Annotated in this window: 18 protein-coding genes; 7 read left to right on the plus strand and 11 right to left on the minus strand. The window is 39.8% G+C overall.

What is annotated here, in order from left to right; genetic code table 11:
• Positions 1-10: 10 nt before the first annotated feature.
• Together FMM05_RS21110 and FMM05_RS20195 are read right to left on the minus strand one after the other, a co-directional pair.
• The gene (locus FMM05_RS21110) at positions 11-5,197 is read right to left on the minus strand and encodes a DUF6443 domain-containing protein (RefSeq protein ID WP_221932291.1); all 5,187 of its coding nucleotides are present in this window, start codon (positions 5,195-5,197) and stop codon (positions 11-13) included.
• Between the two features lie 12 nt (positions 5,198-5,209).
• Positions 5,210-8,572, minus strand: a complete 3,363-nt coding sequence (locus FMM05_RS20195; protein WP_143375236.1) for an RHS repeat domain-containing protein — start codon at positions 8,570-8,572, stop codon at positions 5,210-5,212.
• A 377-nt stretch (positions 8,573-8,949) separates the two neighbouring features.
• Here FMM05_RS20195 and FMM05_RS20200 point away from each other — a divergent pair, with 377 nt between their 5' ends.
• Complete coding sequence (locus tag FMM05_RS20200; RefSeq protein WP_143375237.1) at positions 8,950-9,387, plus strand: hypothetical protein; 438 nt, start codon at positions 8,950-8,952, stop codon at positions 9,385-9,387.
• A gap of 11 nt (positions 9,388-9,398) precedes the next feature.
• Here the strand turns inward: FMM05_RS20200 and mobC are convergent, their stop codons facing one another.
• The 4 genes from mobC to FMM05_RS20220 form a co-directional block, all read right to left on the minus strand.
• A complete protein-coding gene (gene mobC, locus FMM05_RS20205) occupies positions 9,399-11,384 on the minus strand; it encodes a conjugal transfer protein MobC (protein ID WP_143375238.1) in 1,986 nt (661 codons plus the stop codon).
• 17 nt (positions 11,385-11,401) lie between these two features.
• A complete protein-coding gene (locus FMM05_RS20210) occupies positions 11,402-12,688 on the minus strand; it encodes a relaxase/mobilization nuclease domain-containing protein (RefSeq protein ID WP_143375239.1) in 1,287 nt (428 codons plus the stop codon).
• Positions 12,676-13,065, minus strand: coding sequence for a plasmid mobilization protein (locus FMM05_RS20215; protein WP_143375240.1), 390 nt, complete (start codon positions 13,063-13,065; stop codon positions 12,676-12,678). The genes FMM05_RS20210 and FMM05_RS20215 overlap by 13 nt, the downstream gene beginning before the upstream one ends.
• Positions 13,066-13,264: 199 nt before the next feature.
• Positions 13,265-14,203, minus strand: coding sequence for a toprim domain-containing protein (locus tag FMM05_RS20220; RefSeq protein WP_143375241.1), 939 nt, complete (start codon positions 14,201-14,203; stop codon positions 13,265-13,267).
• Positions 14,204-14,360: 157 nt separating this feature from the next.
• Between FMM05_RS20220 and FMM05_RS20225 the strand changes: the two genes are divergently transcribed.
• The 5 genes from FMM05_RS20225 (at position 14,361) to FMM05_RS20245 (ending at position 17,665) form a co-directional block, all read left to right on the plus strand.
• Entirely contained in the window at positions 14,361-14,645 is a 285-nt protein-coding gene (locus FMM05_RS20225) for a hypothetical protein (RefSeq protein ID WP_185965642.1), read from the plus strand.
• A gap of 128 nt (positions 14,646-14,773) precedes the next feature.
• Complete coding sequence (locus FMM05_RS20230) at positions 14,774-15,235, plus strand: hypothetical protein (RefSeq protein ID WP_143375243.1); 462 nt, start codon at positions 14,774-14,776, stop codon at positions 15,233-15,235.
• 359 nt (positions 15,236-15,594) lie between these two features.
• Positions 15,595-16,347 (plus strand): LytTR family transcriptional regulator DNA-binding domain-containing protein, encoded by a 753-nt coding sequence (locus FMM05_RS20235; RefSeq protein WP_185965643.1) that lies wholly within the window; start codon positions 15,595-15,597, stop codon positions 16,345-16,347.
• Between the two features lie 487 nt (positions 16,348-16,834).
• Positions 16,835-17,290, plus strand: a complete 456-nt coding sequence (locus FMM05_RS20240) for a MauE/DoxX family redox-associated membrane protein (protein WP_143375246.1) — start codon at positions 16,835-16,837, stop codon at positions 17,288-17,290.
• Between the two features lie 12 nt (positions 17,291-17,302).
• Positions 17,303-17,665 carry a hypothetical protein gene (locus tag FMM05_RS20245; RefSeq protein ID WP_143375247.1) on the plus strand — a complete coding sequence of 121 codons (363 nt, stop codon included), beginning with the start codon at positions 17,303-17,305 and terminating at the stop codon, positions 17,663-17,665.
• A 48-nt stretch (positions 17,666-17,713) separates the two neighbouring features.
• Here the strand turns inward: FMM05_RS20245 and FMM05_RS20250 are convergent, their stop codons facing one another.
• From FMM05_RS20250 to FMM05_RS20270, 5 genes are all read right to left on the minus strand, one after another.
• Positions 17,714-19,261 carry a TlpA family protein disulfide reductase gene (locus FMM05_RS20250; RefSeq protein WP_143375248.1) on the minus strand — a complete coding sequence of 516 codons (1,548 nt, stop codon included), beginning with the start codon at positions 19,259-19,261 and terminating at the stop codon, positions 17,714-17,716.
• Between the two features lie 69 nt (positions 19,262-19,330).
• Complete coding sequence (locus FMM05_RS20255; protein ID WP_143375249.1) at positions 19,331-20,713, minus strand: RagB/SusD family nutrient uptake outer membrane protein; 1,383 nt, start codon at positions 20,711-20,713, stop codon at positions 19,331-19,333.
• A gap of 77 nt (positions 20,714-20,790) precedes the next feature.
• Positions 20,791-24,252, minus strand: a complete 3,462-nt coding sequence (locus FMM05_RS20260) for a SusC/RagA family TonB-linked outer membrane protein (RefSeq protein WP_185965644.1) — start codon at positions 24,250-24,252, stop codon at positions 20,791-20,793.
• A gap of 309 nt (positions 24,253-24,561) precedes the next feature.
• Positions 24,562-24,939: a hypothetical protein gene (locus FMM05_RS20265; RefSeq protein WP_143375251.1), complete on the minus strand. Its 378-nt coding sequence runs from the start codon at positions 24,937-24,939 to the stop codon at positions 24,562-24,564.
• 338 nt (positions 24,940-25,277) lie between these two features.
• Entirely contained in the window at positions 25,278-26,441 is a 1,164-nt protein-coding gene (locus FMM05_RS20270) for a FecR family protein (protein ID WP_143375252.1), read from the minus strand.
• A gap of 213 nt (positions 26,442-26,654) precedes the next feature.
• Between FMM05_RS20270 and FMM05_RS20275 the strand changes: the two genes are divergently transcribed.
• Positions 26,655-26,939, plus strand: a complete 285-nt coding sequence (locus FMM05_RS20275) for a hypothetical protein (protein WP_143375253.1) — start codon at positions 26,655-26,657, stop codon at positions 26,937-26,939.
• The last annotated feature ends 8 nt before the right edge of the window (positions 26,940-26,947 follow it).

Genomic DNA, 26,947 nt, shown 5'->3' on the forward strand with positions numbered 1-26,947 from the left:
TTTTTTGTGTTTAATAATTCCAATTTTGCATTCCCTTATCAATTCCCTGATATATCTTATCCGTTACACCTGTCGCATCCAGAATCCCTGTAACAATTCCAACAACAGGATTAAACCCCCCCACTGCCAAAGTAGTATTTACTATGGCCTTTGCCCAAGCTCCAGGAGAAGAAGGATTTTGTGTCAAATCATAGATTGCTACTCCTGCACTTACTACACCAGCCACAGCTCCTAAACCTTTCGTAGCCTTTAATAATTTATTAGCTGAGTTGCTAAAACTACTAACTTCACCAGCCACTTCTGCTGCGGCATCTGCTGTTTTCTGTGCTGTCGTAAGTCCAACTTCCTGTACCGCCATTCCTAAACCAACGGCATCCGAAACATTACCAATATCCAAACCATCTTCAGCAGTAGATATTTCATATCCTCCAGGAGTAGTAAAACCACCATTAGACAGATTAACTTTACTATTATCCGCAGAGTTTATTACAGTACCGTCTCCTTTTAGCGTATAGCCATATGAATATCCGTTTACAGGGGTGATTGTAGAATCATCATTTACAACTTGCGCGCCACTGCCATATTTATCAACTGCTTGTTGATTTGATGTAACTGCTTCATCATAAACTAAACTTTTACCTTTTTTAACCCAATCGTCAGCTTGCATTCCATCAGGGTCTGTGAACCTTAACGGATTATCGTAACAATAAGTATAAGGCGACCATCGTCTTGATGTTTCAGCTTTCGGGTCAATATTAAACCATCTACCTAATGCAGGGTCATAATTCCTTGCGCCATAGTCGTACATGTTAAGCCCCAGCTCGTCTTGCAGTTCCTTGCCGTTGTACTTATACTTCTGCGCCTGCGGGTTACCATTTGTACTGACAACATTGTTATAACCCTTATGCTGCATCCCAAAAGCGTAGTAGTTGTTCTCTTCTATGATCTCGCTATTACCTGCTGCCCTTTTTAGCTGTATATCATCAAACCAAACGGTATTGTTAGTACTGTTATTGTTATTCGCCTGCCCATTATTATCCAGCCTCAACCTGATGTACCTGGCCGTTACAGGTACACTAATACTCTTTGTTTTTTGTACCCAACTACCCACTGTGGTAACTTGATCTGACGGACCATTTACATAAGGTACATTTACATTACCTGCAGCATCTTTTGTATATAAAAAGGCCTCTGCACTTGGGCCATTGCTCTTAACCCAGTAGCTCAAAGTGTAATTTGTAGTGCTGGTATTATTTATAGGCACCCATACATCCATAAACTGATATTTCTCAGTGCCGTCGGTATTAGTATTTATAAACTTACCCGATCTGCTGCCGGTATGCTGCTGCGCGATGTCAGCCAACATGGGTACGTCACCATCCCACCCGCTTTGGCTTTCAAAACCATCCTTAAAGGTCTGGCTGTCGTTTATAATACCATTATTATCAGTGTCGCTGTAGCTTAGCCTTACATTGCCCAAATGGTCTTTGTATTGGTAAATATACGAATAAGTTCCGTCCGTATTCCTTTTGGCATACCCTTCCGGGTTCATGATAGATTGAATCGTGGCGGTGGTGCTTGTTTTATCGTAAATAATCTCGCCGTCATATTGTGTTATTGTAATATTGCTTCCATCATTAACCTTTTTCTCTACCTTACCTCCGGCTGCATCATATAAATACGTTATAAACCTGTTAGCACCAGTAAATACAATGGTATCGGGAAGGTTAAGGTGGTTGTAAGTTATCTTTACAATATTTTTATTTTGGTCGCTGGTCATGTTACCGTTATCATCGTAAATATAATCAGCATTAGTACCTGTACCATTGTTTATAAATCCTGCATCACCAGCAGTATCGCTTACCCCTTCGAGTTTGTTAGTAAACTGCGCATATTCATAGGTAAGCACATCTATCTTGTCTACTACATTGTTATTTTTTAAGCCCCAACGCTCCAAGTGTTTTATATTTCCGTTCTTATCATAGCTTATTAGACCTTCCTTGTAATTTTCTGCCTGGCCACTGTCCAGTTTATAGTCCCCCATGTAATCGGCATCGGTAAGACGGTTGAGCGCGTCATAATTATAACTGTAGCTCCTTATAACATTATCAGTAATACTCCTCCAGTGGGTCTCGTTTATATTGCCGTTGTAAAGCGATGTAGACTGGGGTAGGTCTTTTAGATTATAGTTTATCTTAAAAGCAAAAAGGTCGTTATAACCGGTAAGGTTCTCATCGGCATTATTAATACCTTTTAACCAACCGCGAACATTATATGAATGGTCAACTGTTTGAAGCCCTGGTGTAGCATCATAGCTTGTCCCTGCAACGCCGCCTACTTTCTTTTGTAACAACTTACCCAATTCATCATATTTGTTCCAGGACTGAAGCCTTTGCACACCACCAATCTGTCGGGTAATTTTTAATGGCCTTAAAGAATTATCGTAAGTATACGAGTCGATATATGTAGCTGAGGTTGCCGGTATAGAACCGGATGCCGCCCTGTTATGCATTGTACGAACTGTTATGGGTTTGCCTGTAAAGGTAAGGTCACTATCTACCTTGTTCCTAGTACCGAGATATGTATCATTGGTATATATCCATATTGGTCTTGCCTTATTATCATATGCTGTAGCTGATGTGACCCAATTGCTAGTGCCAAGAATTTTGGTCCGGGTTACGGTTAGAAGTCCTATAGGTTTATTGGTAATCATCCTACCGTAATAATTTTGATTAGGCACAGGCGTACTTAATACATCCGAGGCACTTAAATTTATATTATTATAATTGTCATAATAATTAATTGCATATACCTGATATTCATTAGTATTTATGGGATAAACTGCTGTTCCCTGGTAGTAAATATCTGTGTCGCTATTTTGAAAAGGGGTGATTGTTCTTATTTCATTCAGTGCATTTCCGGAATATGTATTATTAAATATGGTTTGCAACGTTTTACGGGTTTCATTTTTAGAATTTAAAAAATTACCTGTATAAATTACCCTTCCATATACATCATATTTTGTAAAAAGCCAGTCATTAACATTTGGAACACGCTGATTTTCATCCTGGGTCATAGTCACCCTGTCAAGCCTGTCGTAAACTAGATATGTCCATCCGTTACCAGGTATGTGCTTTTCTACCAAACGGTTGCGTTTGTCATAATGATAAATGTAACAAAGTCCACTTACTGCTTCTTCAACAATATCGTATGAGGCTACTGTCGATTTTGTGGCTACAAGGGTGATATTAGTTAAAGGGCCGTTACCGCTTATATAGAGGTTATTATTTTGTATTCTGAAGGTATAACCCTGCGCGGTGCCAAGGTCACGGTCGGCAATGGCCCTTTCTATATCCAATGGGAATACTGAACCATTTTTAAGTTCAAGGACTGTTGAAGTATTAATGTTTAGTGAAACGGTTACCGTGTCGTATTCATCTACCCCAATGGAAACACCACCTGAAGCACCGTAGCTATTAGGGGTGTATGTAGTAAGTATATCCTCATTATCAAGACCTGCAATAGTATTGTCGTAAGCTGCTAACACAGCAGGGTCTCCTTTAGCCATTTTTGTCCATGGGTAATTTTTACTATAGGAAAGCGCCGTACTACCCGTAAATATGGCATTAAGTGATGGTACGTCGCCACTTCCTGTTACCTCAAGGTTATTGTTGCGGATTAAAAAATAGTATTCATAAGCAGTGCCTTTAATGTGTCCAATTTCCTTGTCTGCAAAGGTGCCCAACGTAGAAAGGCTGGTGATAATACCTGTACGGTACGGCATGGCAGAAGCCGTAGTAATATTTACATTAAGTGTTACAATGCCATCAGTATCGGCTGATAATGTAAAGCCCCCTTGTCCGCCGTATTGGCTTGACAGGTCTACATTAAGTATTTCACTGTTATCATAGTCCTGCAATTCATGATTATAATTGTCTGCAAGTTGCTGGGTAACCCTGGACATTGATACCCATGCATAATTTATTCCCGTGCTCGCGGTAGTATAATTTGCTGTTACGATAGCATCGGATGCCAATGGCGGGACTACATAGGTAAGGTTAGAGAATCTATCATACAAATAATAGGTATCATGTTTAGCGCCATTGTTGTAAGTTCGTTTTAAAACCACCCTCCCTTGTTTGTCTTTAAATTCTTCGGTGGTTTTATTTTTACCATCGGTAGGCACCCAGTTTTCGTCTTTGGTAATTGTCTTGTATAGTTGTTTTGAAGCGTAATAACCGTTAGTAGTTAATGTTGTCCGTTCCGTATCAACTAAACTTGTAACGGGGTCATTTAAAAAGTTAACTATAAAACGCCTTACTTCACCTGCAGTGTTAGTTTGGTAATCATATTTAATTGTATGGCCATCCTGAATAGCATATCCAAGATTAACTGACAGCCTAGTATTAAAACTTTTTACAGTTGGATAAATGCCTGTCGTGGTTGGAAAGAAATATAAATTCCCACCCTGAATCTTTGCTTCATATCCTGTAAATTCTCCATAATAGTCAGTTATCGCGCCGACAAACATATCAGGTAAGGAAGAATTATTTAAATTTATACCTGCACTGGATAATGCAACAGGATTGGATAAAAATTCTTCTGATAAAAGATCTAAATGCAGGGTGTTATTTAATATTCGTATTCTCTTAGTCGCTACAAAACTACCACCTGTTCCAAATAAGTTTGCTACTGTTAAATTTTGAGTAAAATCAGCAAAATTAGCATTTGGTAATTTCCAATCATTACCTGGGGGAGATTGCATTAAAATCCTCGAAAGAGGACTCATTTCCAAGTAACTTTCTGTATAAGGATTTAACGTATTTTCATATTTTACGGTATTATAGAAATTAGCTATACCATCGATAGATGTGTCAATTAGCGCGTTTGGATAATATGGTGCTAAAATGCTTCCTGAACTTGGCGTTGCATAGGGTAAATATTCCCTTATCTGCCTATTGTATGCATCATATTGGATAGGTGTAATCAAATCCTCATCATTACTACCGCTTTTAGATCTAACTGTTTGTAATGCACGTCCTAAACCATCCATATAGGTCACCACCGTCTGTGCCAAGTTGGGACTACTTAATGTTGTTGGTGCACTATAAGTTGCCGTCTTTACGTAATTTGTCGCAGGTGTTTGTGCGATTACCAGTAGTGGGAAAAGCAGCAATACGTGTATGAAATTTTTCATGATCTGTTGCTTTTAATTTTGGGTTTTGTATTTATAATCATTTTCGGACAAATAGTTATTCTCAGAATCCTTAACCCATTGAAGGCGTCCAAAATTATCATAGCCGTAGATTGTGAATGTTCCCATTGGATCAGTAACTTTAGTAACTCCAATTAGTGGACTGTACTCGTACGTTGTGACCTTTGCATTGGGTAGTGCTGTCCTTAAATTAGTAGGTAATGTAGTTTGTGTGTAACCATTTACAGTTGCAATTGAGACACCGAGTCCCGCTGCAATTTCAGCATAAGAAGCATTTTCGATCATTGCTATAGGCTGAGTCTTATTATAGCCCCAGATATAGGAGATTGTTATCCCATCTATTTGTTTTACCTCAAGTGGATTATCATCAGTATCATAGGAGAGGAACTGTATTTTATTCTCAAGATTCTCATTTCCTTTTGATACGGCTATAAAGTTAGGACGTGCAAATGCATCGTAAAGGATATGTTGAGTAGATATTAAATTGTTATTATCGTATTGTTTGACTTCCTGGATTTGACCAATATTATTGTTACTTGCTGCGCCTGGATCAGTATAATATGTATACTCTGATTTTAATTTTTCAGCCGTGCCATAAACCTCTTTTAGATAAGTAGCTATCTTTTTATTAATAGGATTATATGTGTACTCTTCTTTTGTTGAAACAATATCCTGAGTGTTATCAGACCTGTAGAAATACTCTTTTTTAGTTATAGTTTTTAATTTTGCCCATCCAAATGCTTCGTATATTGTTGACATTGTAACAAAACTATATACCGGACCACAGCCACAATCTCCCGATGTACATGTACTAACATAATCCATATAAGTTGCGTAAGTACTATACGGCCCTGTAAAGACACAATTTTGTGGAGACCAGTACTTTATACTTGTTAAATCTTCCGCTTCTTCAAAATCGTACTCTTGAGTGGTCTCGGTAAGAATTCTCCCATTATTGTGAAATACTTTTTCGTTTTTGAGGAGTCCTCTCTTGTAGTCATAATTTTTGGTTGGAAAGAAAGGATAATAGTGCTCATAAGAGTCTTCAGGAACATCGATGGGGGAAGAGTAAGTATACTTTGAATAGCCAAGGCCTGTTTCGGAAACAGTAACATTTTTGTACCCGACATCTGTTCCACGGGTCTTTTGTGCCATTAAATTGTTTTGGTCGGCCGTTACAATGTAAAACAATGTAATCGAAGTGGGAGGCGGTGGATTAAGTTCGCCACATTCATAAAGTACATTCACTTCTTGATTATAGGTATATACAGGTTTAGCAAATACAAGTGAGCCGCTACTTTTACTGCTATTATCGAAAAAATGATATTTAAAGTCTTTTTGTTTTGCAGGAACTATTGTTTGATTTGGAAGATTATAATAGTCAGCAACTACATCCTGATCAAAATAGCCAATATTTTTAATTCGAATTCCACCACCATATAGGAATTGCTTTTGAAATAAATTCTTATTTTTTCTACCGACGGTAACGCTCATTGAAAAGTTATTTGGATAGTCAATATTTTGGGTGCTAAAAGTTATAAAATAAGTCCCAACGTCCAATTGCACATATTTTGGGTATAAACTTGGATCCTGAGGGTCATTACTAAATCCGGTAACAGGAATACTTCCGCTGCCGTTAACTTTACGTACTCCAATCATCCAAATGGCAGTGCTATTCCAATTGCCCCCAGCCGAGATACAAACCTTTTGAGGGGTATTTATTGTAAATGTATAAGCACTATTCTGATTCGTTACCAGCTGAGTGAATACAAATGGCGGTGGTGCGTCATCCGTCCAATTGTCAGGATTATCATCAAAATTTGTTAATGCCTGATTTCCTATAAAGGAGTAAGTATTAGACTCAAAATTAAAGATTTTACAACCGCCAGTTGGCAGCTTTATTTTTTGGAGCACATCCATTGTTGTAAAGCCAGGGGTCGGCTCTTTATAGTAACCGGTTAAACAGCTCGTATTGTAATTAAAGTAGCCCCAATAGTCCTGGTAAACAAGACTTTCATCGTAGCCCTGTTTAGTTTTGTAGTAAAATCTGTGCGATTGAGTGATGGTATCTGTAAAGTTACCTTCACTAACCTTTTTTAATATCATTCTCGTCCCAAAACGTGAATTAACACTCTCGTCAACTATGGTTGAATAGCCATGTGTAAGTACATATCGTTTTACTCCTACATCATTAAGATCTTTAACGGCAATGCTTTTTAGGCGATAAGCGCTGGTATTATCCTTATCCTGTCTTCCACCCTCAAGTTCAAAATCAATTTTTGCTTTCCCTTCAACAATTATCTGTTTTAATTTTTTGGTTTTGGTTGACCGTGTTGAACCGCTCCAAACTTGTGTTGGTAACATTAAAGTTCTTCTGTCACAAAATTGCGTTAATACTACTAAATCCGCATTGTAGTTTGGTGCATAATTATATTTATTAACCGTACTTTTTACAACCTCTGTGAGGATTTCGTTGTCAGGGTTATAGCTAAGAGTTAGAAGAACCTTACCATTTATATCTTTTACTTGAGATAACTGATATGCACTAAAATAAACTGATGTAGGTGTAGGATTATTTGGCCCACCTTCTTGTGAACCTGAATTGCCTGTTTCGCTCGTCTCTTCATTTATATCGAATAAAAATTGATTGCCCTTATCATCACGAATAGTAAATGAACTTACTTTATAAGTTGATGTATTAATATTAAACTCAATTTTAAGGTCGTCTGTATTGTCAAGTCGTACAACCTTGAAAGTATTTTGGTCTTTTTCTATATAAAATCGCCCAGAATGCCCCATAAAGTTAAACTGATAGAAGTCCTGTTCGGTGTCAAACTTGCCTTTTTCATTAGCCTGGTACATATATTCATTATGAGCATTCTGATCATACGTTGTACCGTATAAAGCAGCTTTGCGAATTGTGTAATACATATTTCTTTGATTAACGTCATTATTATCTCGGTATATACCGATCCTGCCTGACTCCAATATTTCATCAGGAAATCCTTTAACGGTTCGAGATATTGTTCCACCCGCCATCAAATTCCACCCAAGCCCAACATAACTTGCGACTTCTGAAGCCGCAATACTTAGGGGATGATAATTGAGAGATAAGTTAACCGCGATATCTTTTGATCGCGACTGAATACTGTATATCGGTATTGAAATGTCGGGAATACCGCTATAGTTATCTACCGGAACTTCTTCAAATTTCATCAATGCAGCAACCGATGGCGAAGGGGGTGAAATTTTTGGCAGGTCTGCGTTAATATTCGGTTGTTCCTGAGATAGGCATGGCCATGAAATGAGGATAAATACTAATACGTATTTACAATGCAATTTAAAATATGATAGCATAGTAAGTTAGGTTGGTGAGGGACTAATAATTTATTGTTGGAAAAGTATCACAATATTAAAAGCTATACATCCCTATTGATGGCTATTTTTTAAGAAGTTATTAACAAGAAATAAATCTCAAATAAATTACACAAAGTGTTAAATAATGTTGAAAATCAGTATTTTGATAAATAAATTATCAAGATTTTAAGATTTAATATTGTAAAAATTTATTATAGGTTGTTAAGTGGCATAGCAGGATGATATCCATTGTTAATAAGTCTACGTTGGATAATAGCCCGCACATTAAAAACAAGCAAACTAAATATTAAAAATAACCATATATATATGTGTGTTTATACAGGATATATAAGCGTCCTTTCCTCTTTTAATTTTTTATGGAAGAGGAGCTTTTTGAGATTATTATATTGGAACTTGATTATTTTTTGATTGAAAGAGTTCGGGAAATGAGGATTAAGCATAAGCCGTATTTGTCTATGCTTAAGCTTTCTCAGGAAATAGATCTTGGTGACAGTTATATTAGCAGTGTCGAGAATTTAAAGTCGAGGGTTAAATACAATATTAGGGCTCTCCATAAAATTGCTGGCTTTTTTAAGCTAAAGTCATACAATGAGCTGTTCCCTTCAAGGGTGATGAAAAATGATATTGTACGAATGCGTTTAAAAAAGTTACCTATTAAAAAAGGAAAACTAAACATGAATGATGATGGAACAGTGGACAAAGCCTTTGAAATAATATCAATTACTCCGCTTAACGAGAACGAATTACAACTTTGGAAATCTAACAAGCTCGACTATCTAACCATCATTAAATAAGTCAATCAGTATTACTTTTTCTTAATTACAAGATGCGATTTTGCCGGATCATTAAGTAAAGCCTCCATTTCAAAACGGATAATATCCTGAATGTCCTGTTTGATTTGAAGATAGTTACGTTGGACAATGGTATTATCCAGCTTACGAATCACTTCAATCTCTCTGTAATTGTCCTGCTCTTTTTTGAGCGCCGCGTGGTCATTCAATATCTCACTATGAAAAGCTTTAAGTTCTATTTTATCGTCAGGGTCATCAGCTACCATACCCACAAATTCACCCGAGCTTAAAGCAGATATTTTAGAAGGCGGTATTGCAGATTCCAATTGCTTTGAGCGGCTGATGGAAGTATCACCGCTATTGATTGAAAGGCTCTCCCTGTCCTGCATAATTTTACCAAAGCGCTCGGACAATTGCTTGGCCGTGTCGCCGGTTACCTGTCCGCTGACAATATTCCCGATAATGTTTACGATAACATCGGCCTGTTCACGTCCGTAATCCTTGCGAAGCTGGCTAAAGTCCTGGATGCCTAAACAAGTAGAAACTTTATTGCTCCTCGCAGTAGCTATCAGGCTGTCCATATTATTAAGGTAAATGGTCGGAAACTCATCGAATATCAGGCTGCTTTTCTGCCTGCCTTTTTTGTTAACAAGCTTTACTAAACGGGTTACATAAAGTGATAGCACCGCACCATAAATCTGTATTTTCTGCGGGTTGTTACCCATGCAGACTATCTTGGGGTCATCAGGGTTATTAATATCTAAAGAAAAATCATTGCCTGATAATACATAATATAATTGAGGCGAAGAAAGCCGCGCCATTGCTACTTTGGCTGAGGCTATTTGCCCCTCTAATTGCTCCATCACATCTGCAAGGTAAGCGTTGACAAACGGATTGATTAGTACTTCGATTTCCTTCTCTGTCCTGAGAAGTGTAAAGAGGCTATCGTAATCCACCTGCATCAGTTCAATCACATGGGGAAGGGTACAGAACTCGCCATCTTTGTAGCGCTTTAGGTACCAGATTATAGCGGTTAGAAAGTTGATGGGAGATTCCACAAAGAAGTCGCCCTGTTTCTTTATCCATTCGCGGTTCAGGCCCATTAATATTGTACGCGCTGATTCAGCTGCATCGGTGATATCGGTCATGTCCGAAGGCTCTAAGGGGTTACACCGATGGGTACGTGAGAGGTCATCAAAATTGATAACATAAAACGACGGTGCTTTCTTGTACTTGTCTTTATTGTTCAACCAGGTATTATAGGCAATCCGCGAAAGGTCATCGAACTTAAAATCATAAATAAACATGGTAAATCCCTTGCGAATGTGCTGGGTAATGATGTGCCTGATCACAAAATAGGATTTTCCCGAACCTGGGGTGCCCGATACCAAAATTCCCCTGAATGGATTGACGATGTTTATCCAGCTTTTTCTCTGTTTGTCCTTTAGCATGTACTGGGCCGGGAGGTTGATTGAATATTCATTTTCCAAGAGGCGCTCTTCCTGTGGGAACGTTTCATTTTCCTTGTTGAAAATATCCTTATTGTTCAGCCTGTTCTTAATAATGCGTGAAAGCAAGGTACCCCCAGTAAGAACAAGCAGGTAACCAATGCCGGTAACACCTATATATACGATAGCAAGATAGTCCACTTCGAGAACCATCTCCAAGGCAAGGTAACTGGCAAAGTATAAAAGCAGGCCAGTGATCACATAGGCAAATGCCGTTTTATGGTTCAGCTTTTCATCCTTACGACCTTTGGCACCCATTAAGGAAATGCACAAAAAGCCCAGGGCGATGAGCTTGGATTTATAAAAATTGGAAAGCAAGCCCGTCCTATAGACGTTGCCGAGCAGGCGGTCGCTAAAAGTACTGGTCAGCCCCCAGTAGTAAAAGGCTGCATAGCAAAAGTAGTAGCAATGGATCACTAAGATCACAATGCTTATCAGGCGGGTCATATCCAGTATTTTCCTCAGCGCCTGTTCGTTTTCTCCGGTTTGCATGGCCATAGCTTTAGATTTTACAGGTTGTTATTGTTTCGGTTATTTTTCCTTCGCTTTTTCTTCTTGCCTTTTAATTGGTGTGGCAGGTAGTCAGGGGTAAACTCAGGTCGCATTAATGCATCTAAAATGTTAACAGCACTGGATGAAATTGCTTCATCTTTGGTTTCTGCCGCACCGGCGCCAGCGTGTGGCTGTAACCCAGTTTGTGTAGGGACTGCTTGCCCCGGCAATTGCTGTCCCGGCAGTACTTCTTGCAGGCATCTTTCCTGAATAGCTTTAGCACTGTATTGCTTTCCGAGCGCGCTGCCATTGAATACACATTTAGTCGTATGGTCAATATAAGTAATACCGTAGATCAGCCCGGATTCATTTTGGCGTATGGCAACATGGATGCCCTGCTTTTCAAGGGCATTAACAAAGTCCTTGAGGCGGGTTTTACCGCCGAGTAAGGCAACGTCAACAGCATTCTTAACCCTTCCTTTGTGGGGGATGCGCTTTACTTCATTGCTGTTGTATTTTTCCTCCAGGCTTTTAAGAGTTGGCTTATTATAAAAAGCGCTTGCTTTGATGGGAACGCCGATGGGTTTTCCACCCGAATCCAGGATATGGTAGACTAATCCGCCGGTCTTGTATATCCTTGATCCTTCAGTGCCCCGGTCAGCCTGAACATTATATTGTCGAAGCACTGCATTGAGTTCTGCAAGGCTGGTATATTTGTAATCTGCTACAATATTTTCCAGGATCAATTGAAGCGCTTTTTTTGATTCCACGCGCCCGTAATTAACCTTTCCCATCAAAACAGGCTGGAGCTTAATTCCATCACTATTCTTCTGTCCCTGGGCTGCAACAAGGCCGAAGATCTCCTCAACTTCCTTACGTGCCGGTTCCGATTTTTCTATACCTATATGGTGCAGGCTGATGCGTTTACTATCCGATGTAATATTCGTGGTAACCAGGTGCAGGTGTGGATGCCCGGCATCATGGTGCTGGTATACTAAAAAAGGCTGGTTCCCAAAGCCCAATTTTTCCATATAAGCCTCTGCAACCTGCATCAGTTTTTCTTTAGGCAAGTTGATTTCCGAAGGGTCAAAATTGAGTGAGATATGCACGCTGTTCACCTTAACATCAGGCCGTAATTCCACCTGCCTGAGCAGCCTGTTCAGCCGCATAGTGACACTTGTTTTCTCAGGGTCAAAGGGATAGTTTCCCGCGCCGATTATTTCTGCTTTTCCTTCCTTAACCTTGTTCTCATTGTAATTGAGAACGCGGTGGATCGAGCGGCCTGTTTTTACTACCGTAACCATGATTCAGATAGTTTTTGGACGTGCTCTTTTATGCTGTCTATCTTATTGGAAAGTGTACGTTTTTCCACCTCAAAGACCATCAACCAACTCCTGAATTCCGGTAGCTCGTCTATAGTGTGGAGGCGCTTGACTACCTGGTTAAAGTTGTTTCCAATAGCGTTAAGTTCCTGTCGCAGCTTGCCCATTTCTGTTAAGGAGTCATCCTTTGAACCGTCGCGATAAATCGTTACTATAGGCTTATCAAATAAGCAGTGCCTCAAATAATCACTGAGGTTTTTGCAGGTGGAGGCACTTGACCTGCGCTCGATCTTTTGGTATTCCTCCGGGCTCATTCGGAAGATAATACGCTTTGTCCTGTTTAAATTTTCATTTTCCATCACATCATCATTTATCACATTTCAAATTCAAAAATCTATTCATCAGCCCCGCCCACGACTCCGGAGTAAAGGGCGGCAAGATATCCGGTGTATGACACCGGTTCATCTTGCCGTTTGCTGGTACGGGCAAACTGATTGCTTCCAGGTAATCCTGAAAAACTTAAAAAATATCTGTTAGCTGTAAAAGCCCAATTTGTGGCTATGGTACATTTGGAGGTTTTTCAGACATAGGGTTGCCTGCTGTAATTTGGGAATGCTGGTACTTTTGTGCCTGCGGCGAATAAACCAGCCATTCATTCAAATCGTCATAACCTTCATAAAGTCTGCTTTCGTCCTGACACTGTTTGCCCCAAGTCAATACAAGCTTACACGCATTTTTGCCAGCGTTATCGTTATCAAGAAAGAGGCTTATATTGTTATAGCTGTTTAATATTGGATGGATAGCCTCTAAAAAGGCAAGGGAGTTTAGGATAATGTAATCGGCATAATTCTGTTCATTACTTTGGCAGATTACTATGAAAGATAAGAAGTCAAAAAAGCTCTCGAAGATTACCAAGTTTTCCGCGCCATTTTTGATTGTGGTAATAGCCTTTGGCGAGCTGCTTAGTTTATGGTAAGCGTTACGGATCTCGTAACCGCCAAGGTCGTTTTTAAAACCAATGCCATACCATACTTTTTCGCCAAGTTCGTAGCGCACTTCGCCGCAAAACAGGGTTGCAATTTCGAGAGGGATTTTGCGCTGCTGAAGATAAAGTTGCAATGGCCATGAAGATAATAAAAAGCTGTCTAAAATTTTGATCTTCCCATGATGCTCAACACCTGATCTGACCGGCGGGATTCGTTGCTGTTGAAAAGAAAAATCACCGGATAGTTTTACCAGTGCGTCTGCGACACTGCACTCCCAAAACAGAACACCAAAATCTACAAGGTTACCACCTTTGCCGGTGCCGTGGTCATACCATCTGTTGAGTGCCGAGTTGACCTTAAAAGATGGTGTCCTTTCCTCGCGTAATGGGGAGGGGTACCAATGATCATTACGGATGATATTTACCGGTTCAAAACCTAATTGGGACAGGCAATGTACCATGTCCATTTCTTTGGCTTCACTTACCGTAAGCCTCTTTTTCCTGAATTCCATAACCGCACATTTTCACTTTCATATTCAGTTCCCATAAGCAAAAGTAAAGCGGCCTTTTGGATTTTACCCATCCTGGTCGAATTTCGATTAGGATGCGTATTTACAGGCAAACTACTTTTGCAAGAGTAATTTATTGTTCAATTAAACACGTGTAATTATGACGGCAAATGTAGTGGCCCAGGTATTCGATACGATATTGAGTACGCCTGGAATGAATGATGTGGTGAAGATCGACCTTAAGATTTCACGAAAAGACGTATTGCTCCTTAACGCAATTATAGAGAAGGGATTGTCTGATAAAGGAGATGATAAGACCGGCATACTGGCAAATGTTCCTGCGGATGATTTACAGAAGCTAAAATCACTTGCCGATGAGGCGCTCCAAAAGGCGAGTTTGGTAGAACTTAGCCAAAGGCTAAGTGAGTTAGACAGTGTAAAATGATTGCTCGACAGACTGGGGAACCATCTCCAGTCTGTTTATGGTTAAAGTATTGTTAAACTAACCATGAGAAAATCACAAATGCTTCGTCTTTAGTAATTTCCATACATCCAACTTTATTTACTACACCTATGGAAAATACTACTTACCGTAACAAATGGTTTAGGTTGCTTGCCGCATTGGCCGGTAGCCTGATAATCGTATTTAATGGTCGGCCTTTTGACCTTATTGCGGCACTTGCTGTACCAATTTTCTATCCGGCATTTATTGTTAATTTTTTAGTAGCACTTTTATTGGTCCATGCCATTCACAAAGTAACATTACACCTTGACAAGATGTGCCCTTGGGAAGAAGATCCAATTGTAAGGTTATCCTATCAGATAAACCTCGGTTTATTAGCACCGGCATTCATCGATGTGGTAATTATATCGATATATTTTCTCGCGCTTGGTCAGGACATTAGGACTAATAACTTTTTTTTGATTGATTTTCCGATAGTAATCCTTTTATTACTTATTTGGAACGCCTATTATTGTTTACACTATATGCTGCTCTACTTAAAACATAAACGTGTTAAGCCACACAGTGATTAACTGAACATACTCCATCAGGTTTATACCTAAGAAATTTTATCATATCCTTCGACGCAAATTTCACCTGAAGCTGTAGTTGTCAATTTATAAGTTATTATTCAAATTATCTTTTTGGTTGAGCCAGGAATGGTTTGACCGGGCGTAATGCTATGGATTGGCAGTAAAGAATATTGCTAGTTACTTGCCCGGTTCTTTGCAGCCCTTACATAACTAATAGTATCATGCCATACAATCCTTATCCTAACAAATTTCTGCGCTACATTCTCGCCTTAAGCGCCACTATATTTTTGCTTTTCAGGCAACAACCGTTTAGTTTATCACATACCTTGTTTAATCCCAGGTTTTACATTGCCTTTTTTGTGAGTTTCATTATCGCGCTCTTAATGGTCAAAGCAGTTCATATCATAGCGGTATGGATCGATACCGTAGATGCCATAAAATCATCTTTTCCCATTAAGGCCATGATACAACTTGTAGTAGGAATTGGGGCACCTGCTATTTTCGATTTGGTTTTAATATCACTGTACTTTCTACCTTACAGCGAAAACATCATTACCAATGGGTTTATGGGAAGGGATTTTCCTATTATTATGTTTATGCTCCTTCTGCTGAACGCATTTTATATACTTTACAGCATCATAATTCGAGCCTGGGTAGAAAGAAATGAATTACATCCTTCTACAGCACCTGAACAAAAAGAAGAAACGCACTACGAAGGAGAAAATGATATAGCAACAAATACACTGCTTGTAAAGTTTCAAAATACCCAGATACGGCTGTTAATACACCAGTTCTTATTTATCCATCGCATCGAGCGCAAATCGCATATCGTAAAAATGACGGGTAAAGATTATTCCTGCCAGTATAGTATTACCGAACTTGCAAAAACTTTAAGCAAACACGGTTTTGCCCAGTTAAACAGAGGAGCTATTATTAACCTTAAAGCTGTAAAGGGATACAAAAGCGGAGAACGCAAACACACGTTGGAACTTATCTTAAATGAAAATTATAGCGAGTTATTTATGCAATACACAGCAACTGATTTTACTGTCACCAATGAATATATAGAATCATTTAAAAAGCAATTTTCGACTTTTTACGCAGAAAATTGAAAAAGCGCAGCCAAAACCAGTTTTTCAGCGAAGATCTCAGACAAAAAAAGGGCGGTTCCAGACACGAAAAAGGCGGTTTCAGACAAGGACCAGAAATGTTAAAAAACTGGATCATGTATTTCAACAATTTTATTAAGCATTTTATCGGAATTTAGGGTGATTTTTGGTAGAACCAGAATTAACTATTGCATATGATAAACTTATGTATTTACCTTTACCTCAATGAAGTAAACAACGTTGTTGGTTTCAGATTCAAGTCTTCAATACTTGGTTTAAAGTGATAATTGCAATCATCATCAACTGGTTCGGCGACAGATAAAATAAGTTCGCCACACAATCTTAACGTATGCAGATGCTAGTTAACGGCACCTTGTAATCGTAGGTCATAACAAACAAGGCGGGCACATAGTGATGCCTGCTAAGGGGATAACTTTTCCTGCCTTGTTTTCATACATCCTTCATAGCAATTTACAATTGAACTTGTAGCATGGGAACTATTATTTTTCCAGCACCTTCAGTACGTCGTGCTAAAACTTACAATGCGATAGTCTTTTATATTTGCCTGGCATGTATATTTTTGTTCCTGTCATCGGCTTATACCAAGATCGTCGAACACGAACGTTTTGTACATGGCCTATCAAAAGTTTTATCCATTGGTTTATTAGCACCGATTGTCGGCTGGCTGGTTCCTCTAATGGAAATCCTCATTGGAATCCTGCTTATCATTCCTAAAACACAGAAGCTCGGCCTTTATGCTTTCACAAGTCTTATGATCGTCTTTACATTTTATATTGGGGGAATGATGATATGGGCGGATAAGCTCCCGTGCCACTGCAATTTGTTCATTGAAAAACTTAGCTGGGGGCAGCACCTGTTATTCAACCTCGCCTGTATTATCCTTGCGATAATAGCAGTGCGACTCAGCAAATCAAAAAATCATTAAACACTTTTTTTTATGAAAACAAAAACAAAATTCGCTGTAAGCCTGATGGTAGGTGTTATGGCAATTATTTTTAGCGCCTTTACAAGCGGCCCTGAAAACGAGATGACTGTTAACCGCAATGCAAAGGGCGAAATTGTAAGCGTTACCAACACGTATTTCCGCATTGCAACATTTGCAAGTACCGCTACAGACACTAACCCTTCACATTATGTGTTCTCAAACACAAATGATGCAAACTGCGTTTCAAACAATAATATTTGCAAGTCGCGATGGACAACTACCAGTAACCCAACCAATGGTCAAACCCCAAGTGATGCTGGCTCACCGAGTTTTTCTTCAAATCTTTCGGATCTGGGCACATATAATGGCCAATAATACTTAAATAACGAAACGTGAGGCTCATGGCCTCACGTTTCGTTTATTTTACCTTGTGTCCAAAGCACGCTTTATCTCCTTAATAAGGGCCAGCTGGTTCTGTTCACCCACAGGCCTTGGTGGCGTTGAAGAAAATACTTTGCCGCCCTTATCAATCAACAACAGAAACGGATAAGCACCAAGCGGCACGTATTTTTTTATGAAAGGATTATTACCTGCGGTTCCACCGGTGTAAAGATATACAGTGGTCGGTGTAGTATAATGCGTATAATATATTCCTGTGGGTTTACTGGAAATACTTCTCAGCCATTTGTTTTTATTCTTATCAATGGACATGGAAACAAAAACCACATCGTTACGACCCTTGAAAGCTTCTTCTACCTTCGGTAAACCTTTGGCAACGTTAATGCATCCACCGCATCCCGAAAACCAAAAGTCAACCAAAACCACCTTACCCTTAAAATCAGCAAGATGGACGGTCCTGCCCTTCGCATCCTTAAAGTCGTAATCGGTAATAGGCTGTCCCTGAGCAAAAACTGCTTTAAGCTCCTCGGCCATTTCTATGAAGTTGGGTGTCTTCATAACTGATAATGCATTTGCCAAATACTCGGGCTGAAGGCGATTTAGGGAGTTAACGTCGTAGAGCCACCATGCCAAGAGTTTATCCCGAAGTAAACCATCAAACTGCTCATTAATATCATTACATAGATTATGGTCAAAATGGGTACTCGGACTATCTAATAGCAATTTGTATTTCGCCTCGAACCGTAATTTATTGTATAAATAGTCGACGTATTTGGGTGAAAGCGCGGCCCTGTCAGCATGATCAATGTAATCAGGCCGACCCTTTAGTTCGTCAAACACCACTGCAAAATCAGGAGGTATTTTTCCTTGGGTCGCAAAAAGAGGCAGGCAAGAGTATAGCAAGTTATATACAGCGAACCGATTGTCGCTGATGATATCACCACGAACAATATTATAGGACGTTGATGACAATTCCAGTTTATTTAGCGACAAGACATTGAGCTTTACATTCAGAAGGGAGTCCTTGCGGGCAAGCCAGTGCTTAACATTATGGTGCAAAGCGTCGGTTGGGTCACTCATCAGTTCTTTCCTGTCTTTGTCGGCTTGTTCCACCTGGTATTGCGTCTGAAAAAGCGCAGCCCCTTTACCAGTAAAGGTTCTTGAAGAAGTAGCGAAAGCGATATGGACACTATCCCCGGCTTCAATCAGGTATTTGTCGATATCGCCACAACTGTTTAGAAGCCCAAATGTTGTATCTCTTTTATCGGAAATGTATAATGAGATATGGAACGGTGAATTTACGGTTATAATTTTAAATTTAAACTCGCCGTCCTTATTCACTATTGTCTTTAAAGTTCCCGGTGAAAATTGTTCCGGGTGCATCGTTCCATAAGAAAAAAAGGGACCTTGTAAAACCAGTAGAATCGAATCATGTTTTACTTTTTTATCAACCTTACCAGTGATGTAAGTAATGCGCTGGGTATTGGCCGTGCCGGCAATTTCTTGTGCAAGCAGAAGATCAGTGCTGCTACTGAGCAGCATTAGTAAAAGTATGTTTTTTAGTAGTTTCATTGCTTTAAATATTTAATTATTAACGACAGCCAGTCGTGGTCATAAATTTATTATTTACCCTGTGGCTAATTAATCCCGTGGATTTTGTTGCAGGCCACCTAACGTGGTTTCAATAGGGTCGAGCGGTAAAACATAGCGCGGGGAGTTTGGCACCAGCGTATAAGTCTGGCCGTTTACTGTTCGCTGAAGTGTTATGTGGAAACGGAAATCTTTATTTAGCCTGCGCAGGTCCTGCCAACGAAGGTTTCGAAAGCAAAGTTCCTTCCGCCTTTCTTTAACAATTAGTGACAGAGCAGCTTCGGCATTAGGTGCCGTCAGGTCAGTAAATGTTCCTGTTCTATACCTGTTTCTCAATAACGTGTTCAAATCACTCATTGCGACACCACTATTTCCTGCACGAGCGTAGCATTCGGCCCTGATAAGGTACATTTCATCAGTTGCTATTCCTCCGAACACAGCTGAAAAAGCACTTCCTCCATAACTGGCCTTCATCGTTAAAACCCCGGAAAGTATCCTAAAAAAGATATCCCGCCTTAAATCGTTGGTACTGTAGGACTGATATAAACCGGGATCAACTTCAAGCATTCCGGGTGTCGCACTTGTATAACTGGCTAAGTTCGCATGAAAGACCACTTCTTTGTTAAACCTCGCTATGGGGCTTGAAACTGTTAATGAGAGTTCGTTATAATCCATCAAAGCACTTTTTAATTGCAGGCAGGAGTCGGCATATAGTAAGGCTTTGGGGTAATTTTCTTGTGAAAGGTAGACTCTGGCTAATAAGCCGAATGCGGCCGGTTTTGAAGGACGGGTCGGAAATAAGGGTGTAACGGGCAAAAGTGGAAGTGCTTGTAACAAATCATTTATCGGTTTGTCGTAGGTCTGCTGCAAAGAAGACCTGGCTAAACTTATGTTGACATTCGAGGATATCCGCAAAGGCAATCCTAAGTCTGTACTTGCCGTAGCTACATCATATGGCTTGCAATAAATTTGTGATAAATTATAGAAGTCGAGGCTTCGAAAAAACAAAGCAGAGCCTTTTACATTATTAAAAGCTTCCGCATTTGTTGCGTCGCCCTGTAAATTTAAGAGCCCATCTAAAACAACATTCGTTTGCAATATTCGTAAATACGCTGATCTCCAGTCATTAGATGACTGCCCACCATAAAATTCAGGTGTTGGCGCCCAAAGATAGGCGCTTTTTTCCTGGATAAAACCAAGGGAATTGTAAGTAGCATCGTTTACATAGTAGTCACCATCACCCACCATACTTATGGTAGGCAAATAATCACTCATCAAATTTATGTTGTCCAACAGTGCCTGGTAATCCGCGACCTTTTCCGGTACGACGAGTGATTTATCCGGTTTGGCGTCCAGCCATTCCTTTTTACATGCACTATTTAATGTCAGTGCAGCCAATAATATATACAGAGCGCTAATTTTTATTTTTTTCATATCATTACCTTTCGTTAGTAACTTGCTGTACCATACAGCAAAGTGGTTTGAAAAACGCCACTACAGGCATTATCACATTAGAAACTTCCCTTTAAACCAAAAGCTATTGAGCGCGGGGTTGGCATTATACCGCTTATCCCGAAGCCCGGTACGGCATCCGGATCAAGCCCTGCCTTGTTCGCTTTCCACAGCATAGCAACATTATTGGCATAGGCGTAAATCTGTAAGTTGCTGAATGGGATCTTTCGATAAACAGACCTGTTGAAGTCGTAACTCAGGCTTATATCCTGTAAGCGTACGTGACTGGCATTGTGAAAATTCGCAGTGCTATATTGGTAAAACTGGTCGCGTTCTAAATTGAAAGGATACACAATTGAAGGAACAGTGGTGCGCTGTTCATCACCGGGCTTTTGCCAGCGACGATTGTAATCTTCATGAACCCGTAAGAAAGCGTTCCCGTTTGACCCCATTCCACTATAGAATATTGTAGGAGCCGTAAAATAGTATCCAAACTTATAGTTCATCTGTACCGATAAGCTAAAGCCCTTGTAAGTAAAGCGATTATTCAGACCGCCGAAATAAGTTGGTCGGGCCGGACCGATATATTCTAAATCATTTATGGGTGTGGCCGAGGTAATTGTTGCGTAATCCTGGCTTGGTGCGCCGTTTACAAAGCCGATTGGATTGCCAGTGGATGGGTCAAGGCCTCCCCATTTAAATGCATATAAACCGAATACCGGTTTGCCAATATTTGGCACGGCTGACCCGCTGCTTACGACCAGTTGATTGCCGAGTGGTGCAACATCATAGTGGGTTACCTTATCTGTAGCATGGCTGACAAGTAACGTAGTGTTCCATTTAAAAGAGCCGTTTAAGTTCCGGGTATTGATAACAAGATCAAAACCTTTGCCTATCATATTTGAATAATTGCCCTGCATTGTCGTAATGCCACTGTTTGCGGGAAAGCTTTTGAAGCCTAAGAGATCTGTTCCTTTTTTAATGAAATAGTCCACGTTTCCTGTGATGGCACCGCCTTTGGTACCGAAATCAATCGCGAAGTTTGCTATACCTGTTTTTTCCCATCGTAAGTCGGGATTGCCGATATTGGAAATCACGGCATAATTTAAATTCGTATAACGTGCATTACTCAAATATTGAAAAGTTGTTACCCCTGTTATAGATTGTATGAGGTTCCCGTTATAACCATAGCTCGCCCTCAACGCCAGGTCCGGCAGCCAATCCACCTTATAAAAATTTTCTTTACTTATATCCCATTTGGCTCCTGTAGACCATAATGGCACGTTCTTCTGATTAGTTGTTACTCCAAAGTAATTTGACCCATCAATTCTTGCGCTTCCCGTTACCGTGTAACGGTCTTTATAAGTATAAGCTGCGTTTGCAAATGAGGAACGTAAGCGTACAATTGTAGAATTGATATTTAAACCGCTGCTTATTGTATTGTTGCCGGAGGGGTTAGTGTTAAACGCCGTTATCGGATCTATATTGGTAAAGGTGGCAAGGTTATCATCGTACCCATAAAGAACCGAGCTGTTATAATCACCCGTTGTTTGTGAAAGCTCGTAACCCGCCAAAGCCGCAACGCTATGATCCCCCCAAGCATAGTTGTAATTCAACGTCCCGCGCGCATTATTCGATATCGTGTTATTATTGGATAAATTTAGAATACCACCCAATGGTACGTTATACCCTGTTACTCTGTCATCACTGACAATAGAGAATTGATTAATGTAATCGCGTGCATACCATGTTTCCTGGTTTTGATACAACCTGTTCTGCCTGTTACTGCGCTGGTATTGGTATTTTAGTTCCCCGCTTAATCCTTTTATAAAAGTGTATTTCAATCCGGCATTCAGACGTATGTCCATAAGCTTACCGGCATTATCAGATGCACCAAGTTCATTCAATGGCGTATATGACCAGTCCAAAAAGCCTTTTGAAAGTTGCTCTTGTATAAATGATCCATTGTATTGATAAGGGATTGCCAGGGGATTTCCATTGGCATCAGCAAATTGTGTATAGGGAAAAATGCGGTCCCGGATAGCCGTTAGCGTATTATCGGATTGCGAGTTCGCCTGTACCGCGTTTACACCGGCCGTCAGTTCGAGGTTCTTCAGTAAGAAGAAGGTGTTTTGAGAATTGATGGTTATCCTCTTATTAGTATTTTCCTTTGTGCTTGCCAAATTATGGTCATATCCCGCCGAGAAATAATACCTTGCTTTGCCGGAACCTCCCGACAAATTAAGGGCGTACTGCTGATTAACCGCTTTTTGGTAAAAGTATTTACTTAGCTGGTCATTGACATTATAGCTGCGTAAAGTGTTCAATTGATTGTTCAGGTCGCTACTATTAGCAGCCAATATTTGTACGGCTGGTGAGATGACCGGGCCAGTAGCCGTATTGGTTAAACTGGAATTATAATAGCCATTATCAAATAAGAATCGCTCTAACTCAATGTATGCTGCTGCATCTAATTGGTTGGGATTATAATTGAGATCTGGCTTATTAAAAACAGCCAGGTTTGCGTTAAATCCAACTTTCAAAGGCTGATTCAATTTTCCTTTGCTGGTAGTAATTACGATAACGCCATTACCCGCCCGCACACCCCAAATACTTGCAGCGCCCGCATCTTTCAAAATTGTTACGCTCTCGACGTCATTGGGATTAATGTTATTGATATCTCCGCTATAAGGGAAATTGTCAACTACAATTAAGGGCTGGTCATTTGCAAATATGGTGCTGCGGCCACGGATATTGATATCCAACCCATTTTGGGAGGCTGAGGTGTTGGCGTTAAACACCAATCCGCTTGTTATGCCGTTTAATTTAGATAGTACGTCGGTAGAAACCCTGGTGTCATATTGTGCCTTTATAGGCTGGGCGAAAGAACCTGTTAACCGCTCTTTAGGAATTTCCTGGTAACCTGTAGAAACTACAGCCACTTCATTTAAGGCGTTATTTACCAGTCGTAATACGATATTTTGGTAGGATAACCCTTCCGTAACCGTAAAGATATAAGGGGTATATCCAACAAATGTTACGGTAATCTCGTCGCCAGGTTCCGCATTAAAGCTGAACTCCCCGTCAGCGTTTGAGGTATAATTTGCTTCATTACCTTTAATATGAATGCTTGCTCCCGGAAGAGGGTTTCCAATAGTGTCGGTGACTTTACCATTTACTTTTTGAGGAATATTCAGGAAGCTTTTTATCTTTTGGGTTAAGCTTTTGCCCCTTGGCTTTACAATGATGGTATTGTCCACCACTTCGTAGGTCAACTGCTGGCCGGAAAAGCATTGGTCCAAAGCATCAGTTAGAGATACATTCTTTATTTGAATAGTAATGGAATTTACATTCTTTAAAAGTTCATTCTTATAAAAAAAGCTATAACCACTTTGCTTCTCAATTAGCCGAAAAACCTTAGCCAGTGGCGCATTTTTTTCGTGCAGGGTGATGGTTTGCGCAATGACGGAAGCAGACACATTAAAACAGGCCAGAAAGATAAGAAGTACAATTAGCTTCATAGTCAAGAGTGTTTTAATAAGCCGCCCCCTGTGGGAGAGCGTAAAAATTTGCATACTTTTGTTTTAGTTAGGGTTAATAGTTAAATCGTTAGAAGGATTTTATCTGGTTTCCCAGAGTTGCCCAACTTTAGGCCGGTGAGTGTTGGAAGCACTCTCCGGCCATTTTTATGTGGGTGTATAAATGTGATTTGTCTCTTCATAGACCTTATAAATCTGTAGTTCAAAACTGCATACGGCCTTATATTGGTAATACGCATCTGTGAAAAAAAACATACAGCCTACAGAAGGGTCTGTGAATAAGATTTTTAATTATCGGTATTCAATTTTGAACGTCAATGAGCCGATGGTTTCAAGCACACCGGAAGCATTAGTAGATGTTACTAAGGAATCCTGCGACACTACATACTTTACTGTTGGTGGAATTGGTTCAGATTGTACCGTTAAGTTCACTGTGAGTCGTGACCTGAAAGCAACCGAGCATTGTGCGCCGTAGTATTTTGCGGCATGGTCATTAATGTTAGTAACGAAAGTGCTTTGGGCTGAAGTCAATGAAAAATTGTCTTTGATCCAATCCTTAAAATCGGCTTCTACTAAATCCGCCTGAGCATTAAGTAGGCTCGTAGATAAGGCATATAATTCAGTTGTTTTGGCGGTTACCCCAGCCGGGGTGAATGGTTGTAATGGCATAGTTCTGATTTTTAAATTTGTATTCTAATTTTTGAAACTTGGGTAAATGGCATAGCATGGGCATGCCACGGTTCTGTAGCTAAATTTTATAGATAAAATGTGGTGAATTGCGAATGAGAAAAGTTATTTTACTAAACTTCGGACATCTTTCGCAGGTGTTTTATGTTGGAGTTCAGAGAGGTTTCATTCCGTGTTAGAGTTAATAGTATTTTGTTAGAAGGATTTATTTTTGCTCCTATTTAAGAGCCCCAGTGCCGGGCCGGAACTATTGGAAGTAATCCCAGCCCTTATTGGGCATTAACTAAACTTGATCTTTTATTTGAGCATAGGCAAATTGGTTATGGTTTTACAATCAGTTTATGATCTTCAATGCTGGCATGTATACCACTTGATGCCAGAATTTTTAAAAGGCTCGATAGATTAGATTTGCGTGAAATACCACCCGTAAACAATTCATGGGTTACCTCGCCTTGGTAAACTACTTCGACATTGTACCACCTGCTGATGGTACGCATCATAGTTGGGATATCTGTGTTTTTAAAATAAGTGCGGCCATTTTTCCAGGCTATGGCAGCATCCGTGTCAGCTTGCTGTACTTTTATATCCTGCTGCACTACAGCTTGCTGTCCCGGTTTAATAATCTTAAAGTTTTTACCATTGATGACTTTTACAGAGCCTTCCAATAATGTCGTACTCGTACCTGCTTCTTTAGAGTATGCCATGATATTGAAATGCGTTCCCAATACTTCCACGGTCTGCTTTGTTGTTTTTACCCGAAAGGGCTGCGCTTTATTATGGGTAACTTCAAAGTAGGCCTCACCTGTTAGTTCGACATCTCGCTCCTTAAGTGAGCTGAAAGAAGTCGGGTACTTTAAAGAGGAAGCGGCATTCAGCCAAACCTTGGTTCCGTCAGGAAGTACTACCTGGTATTCGCCACCCTTAGGCGTTTCAATGGTATTGTACTGAAGTGCTAATGATTTACCTGTATTAGTATATATTACCTGTCCATCTGCTGTTTTGGAAATTGTAGTACCCGATTGTTGTGCTATGGAGCCATCCTTTGTGCTATTCAAATCAACCTTACTGCCATCACTAAGTATAAGAGTGGCAACACTACCGCCCGGAGCGATGTCATTTCGATTTTTTACAACTACTACATTTTGCTGCTTTTTTGACCGCATCACCAACATGATCCCAACAAAGGACAGCCCCAATAGTATCATTGCCGCAATTGATATTGCAGGAAGTAATCTTCTAATTCGGCTTACAGGCCTTGTTCTTTCAAAGATTTTATTTTGCAGGCTGGAATCAATATCACGGATAAGGCCCTCTTGATTGTCAATCGTATTTTCTTTAGATATTTCCCGGCTTATCAGTTCCATTAAGATACCATTATCTTGAGATATATTAAAATGGCCAAGTAACTCATTTAGCTCTTCTTCAGATATCTGATTTGCCAGGTACTTATCAAATAGGCCCCTGATGTGCTCGTTTCTTTCCAACGTTCTTTTTTATTGGTAATACGCAGCGCGTGAAAAAAACATACAGCCAAAAAATGTTTTTTACCACGAAAATTGTCTCAGTTTAAAAGCCCAAAATTCCTTACAGATAAAAATGTGTGGAAAATCCGTAACATAAAAATTTTGTAATGAAGTAAATTTGTAACCCTCCAAAAACAATAACAACATTGAGTATTAACCTAATCCATCCAAAGAATGCCTGTATTTACAAAGATGTCCTTAAAATACACCTACAAGTGGCCGGAAAGCGGAGCAACTGAAATAACCTCGTCAGATGATGATGATATGATCGACATAAAAAACGGATACCATGTACTTAATTTTATCAACGTTTTCTTCGCTCAAAAAGGCCTGACAAGTATAGATACATTTTACAAGCTTGAGTATATGCTAAATGAAAGGATGCCTGTTACGATGGAGACACGTAAAGAAATGACAACTTGGGTTCTCACAGTATGGAACCGCATATTTTATACTTAATTAAGAGA

Source organism: Flavobacterium zepuense (assembly GCF_007097145.1).
In the GTDB taxonomy this organism is placed as follows: Bacteria; Bacteroidota; Bacteroidia; order Flavobacteriales; family Flavobacteriaceae; genus Flavobacterium; species Flavobacterium zepuense.

Bases quoted from the DNA above. Each gene is read 5' to 3' on its own strand.
- FMM05_RS21110 (WP_221932291.1), bottom strand. From the start codon at position 5,197: ATGAAAAATTTCATACACGTATTGCTGCTTTTCCCACTACTGGTAATC.
- FMM05_RS20195 (WP_143375236.1), bottom strand. From the start codon at position 8,572: ATGCTATCATATTTTAAATTGCATTGTAAATACGTATTAGTATTTATC.
- FMM05_RS20200 (WP_143375237.1), top strand. From the start codon at position 8,950: ATGGAAGAGGAGCTTTTTGAGATTATTATATTGGAACTTGATTATTTT.
- mobC (WP_143375238.1), bottom strand. From the start codon at position 11,384: ATGCAAACCGGAGAAAACGAACAGGCGCTGAGGAAAATACTGGATATG.
- FMM05_RS20210 (WP_143375239.1), bottom strand. From the start codon at position 12,688: ATGGTTACGGTAGTAAAAACAGGCCGCTCGATCCACCGCGTTCTCAAT.
- FMM05_RS20215 (WP_143375240.1), bottom strand. From the start codon at position 13,065: ATGGAAAATGAAAATTTAAACAGGACAAAGCGTATTATCTTCCGAATG.
- FMM05_RS20220 (WP_143375241.1), bottom strand. From the start codon at position 14,203: ATGGAATTCAGGAAAAAGAGGCTTACGGTAAGTGAAGCCAAAGAAATG.
- FMM05_RS20225 (WP_185965642.1), top strand. From the start codon at position 14,361: ATGACGGCAAATGTAGTGGCCCAGGTATTCGATACGATATTGAGTACG.
- FMM05_RS20230 (WP_143375243.1), top strand. From the start codon at position 14,774: ATGGAAAATACTACTTACCGTAACAAATGGTTTAGGTTGCTTGCCGCA.
- FMM05_RS20240 (WP_143375246.1), top strand. From the start codon at position 16,835: ATGGGAACTATTATTTTTCCAGCACCTTCAGTACGTCGTGCTAAAACT.
- FMM05_RS20245 (WP_143375247.1), top strand. From the start codon at position 17,303: ATGAAAACAAAAACAAAATTCGCTGTAAGCCTGATGGTAGGTGTTATG.
- FMM05_RS20250 (WP_143375248.1), bottom strand. From the start codon at position 19,261: ATGAAACTACTAAAAAACATACTTTTACTAATGCTGCTCAGTAGCAGC.
- FMM05_RS20255 (WP_143375249.1), bottom strand. From the start codon at position 20,713: ATGAAAAAAATAAAAATTAGCGCTCTGTATATATTATTGGCTGCACTG.
- FMM05_RS20260 (WP_185965644.1), bottom strand. From the start codon at position 24,252: ATGAAGCTAATTGTACTTCTTATCTTTCTGGCCTGTTTTAATGTGTCT.
- FMM05_RS20265 (WP_143375251.1), bottom strand. From the start codon at position 24,939: ATGCCATTACAACCATTCACCCCGGCTGGGGTAACCGCCAAAACAACT.
- FMM05_RS20275 (WP_143375253.1), top strand. From the start codon at position 26,655: ATGCCTGTATTTACAAAGATGTCCTTAAAATACACCTACAAGTGGCCG.